A 2,503-nucleotide genomic window follows, 5' to 3' on the forward strand; every position below is an offset into this window, starting at 1 on the left:
CCCCACGTCATCGCCATCAACCGAAATCTTCTTTGCCCGGGAATTTGGTCCGGTTTCGAAATCTGGGGTAACCGGGGCTGATTTGGTGGGAACGCCGGTATAAACCGGCAAGGAGTAGATGGTGCAAGTCCATTACGATGAAGGAGTAGCGATCCATATCGGCCCCGAGTCATGCGCGGGCAGTCGTGAGGCTGTACGTGAAGTGTTGACAGGGGAGCATTCAGGCCAGCCATTGAGCCGCGAAAGACTGGACATTTCGGGTGCCGACGCTCTCCACCTACGCGGAAGGCAATACGGACGGACACGCTATCGCAAGTGGCCGTTCGACCCGGCGTGGTCGCAGACCCTGGCATGCATGGACGCTCCTTGCACGGGAACCGGGAGGCCTCGTGATTGGCCAGAGTGGTATCGCCATGCTGGTCCGCATCGGGAAGGCGAGGAGCCGTAGCCGATGATGCACGATCACGAGGAGTCTGATTCCGCCATAGTAGCGAAGAAGCCTGCGAACAAGGTCGGCCTGCCGACTGCGGAGCAGGGGGAGCGAAGGGCGGGAACCGAGGGGAATGCGGATCAGCACAGCACGCGCCGGGCACAGGACCGGGAAAGTGTGTCCCATGCGCTGGATCGCATACGGCAAGCCGCAAGGCAAAAGAAGAAGGAGAAGTTCACCGCGCTCCTCCACCACATCAACCCAGAGATGCTGAGGACGGCGTTCTACGCACTCAAGCGTAACGCGGCCCCCGGTGTGGATGGGCAAACGTGGCGAACCTATGAAGCAGACCTCGATCAACGGATCACGGACCTGCATGATCGGGTTCAACGGGGAGCGTATCATGCGCTACCGTCACGGCGGACGTATATACCGAAGCCAGACGGACGGCAGCGGCCGCTCGCGATTGCCGCCCTTGAAGACAAGATCGTCCAGAGGGCTACGGCGGCGGTGCTGAACCAGATTTATGAGGAGGACTTCCTCGGGTTCAGCTATGGGTTCAGACCGGAGCGCGGCCAGCATGATGCGCTGGACGCACTCTTTGTCGGGATCGAAACGCGGAAGGTGAGCTACATTCTGGATGCCGACATTGCGGGCTTTTTCGACGGCGTCAGTCAGGATTGGCTGGTCCGCTTCGTGGAGCACCGCATCGGCGATAGCCGCATCATCCGTCTGATCCGCAAATGGCTCAGGGCGGGTGTCCTGGAAGACGGGATCGTCATGGTTAGTGAAAGGGGAACTGGGCAGGGTTCGGTGATTTCGCCGCTGCTTGCCAACATCTACCTGCATTACGTCTTCGATCTTTGGGCCGAGCGCTGGCGACGACGCGAGGCCACCGGGGATGTGATCATCGTGCGCTACGCGGACGATATCGTGATTGGCTTCCAATTCGAAGCCGATGCCCGGCGCTTCTGGAACATGATGCGGGAACGGTTGCAGGAGTTTGCGTTACAACTCCATCCGGAAAAGACCCGACTGATTGAGTTCGGCCGCTTCGTGGCTGCAAACCGCAAGAGGAAGGGTCTTGGCAAACCGGAGACCTTCGACTTCCTCGGCTTTACACACATCTGCGGAAAGGATCGGCATGGCCGGTTCCAGATCCGACGCAAGAGTCGGCGAGACCGCAGACGAGCAAAGCTGAAGGAGATCAAGAGCGAACTGCAACGGCGCTTGCATCACCCAATCCCGGAACAGGGGAAATGGTTGAGGCAGGTGACCACCGGCTACTTTGCCTATCACGCTGTACCGACCAATCATTGGTCGCTCTGGGCGTTCCGGGAACATGTCAAACGGCTCTGGATGCGGGCGCTGAGGCGACGCAGCCAGAAACATGCGCTGGTATGGAGCCGGATGGTGAAGATGGCCGATGAGTGGCTTCCGCAACCACGTATCCTTCACCCTTGGCCAAACGCGCGCTTTGCCGTCAAACACCCAAGGTAGGAGCCGGATGCGGTAGTCCCGCACGTCCGGATCTGTGCGGGGGGCGCTCAGAAATGAGCGTCCCTACCGCGAACGAATTCCTCGGCCACCATATGATTCCTGTCGTGCTCGGGCCCAATCGGCGAAACTATGTGATCGATCATCACCATCTTGCGTGTGATGATGAAGGTGTCAAAAGCGTTCTGGCGACGGTGATCAGCGACCTCTCCAAACTCGACAGAGATGCCTTTATGGTCGTGCTGGACAATCGCGGCTGGATGCACCATTTGATGAGGAGGGCAGACGGCGGGATTACGCAATGATTCCGAATTCGATCAAGGGTCTTGACGATGATCCCTTCCGCAGTCTGGCTGGGGAATTGCGAAGTGCGGGCGGTTTCGCCAAGGACACGACGCCGTTCAGCGAATTTCTCTGGGCTGATTTCCTGCGGCGAAGGATTAGCCGGAAAATTCGTGGATGCGAGCTTTGACAAGGCACTCAATCAGGCTCTCAAAGATGCCAAAAGCCAAGCAGCAAGCTATTTGCCTGGCTGGTGCGGACCAATCAGCTGAGGTTAAGTTGTAGATTTGTTCT

Annotated in this window: 1 protein-coding gene and 1 pseudogene; both read left to right on the forward strand. The window is 58.5% G+C overall.

Annotated features, from left to right (window positions below; translation table 11 throughout):
* Positions 1–454 precede the first annotated feature (454 nt).
* On the forward strand, positions 455–1,930 hold the full coding sequence (gene ltrA, locus AAAC48_RS12500; RefSeq protein ID WP_340654480.1) for a group II intron reverse transcriptase/maturase: 1,476 nt from the start codon (positions 455–457) through the stop codon (positions 1,928–1,930).
* Between the two features lie 74 nt (positions 1,931–2,004).
* Positions 2,005–2,481, forward strand: a pseudogene (locus AAAC48_RS12505) (ParB-like protein); the annotation flags it as partial.
* Positions 2,482–2,503 lie beyond the last annotated feature (22 nt).

Origin of the sequence: Phyllobacterium sp. (genome assembly GCF_037994405.1) — a bacterium.
Lineage (GTDB): Bacteria > Pseudomonadota > Alphaproteobacteria > Rhizobiales > Rhizobiaceae > Phyllobacterium.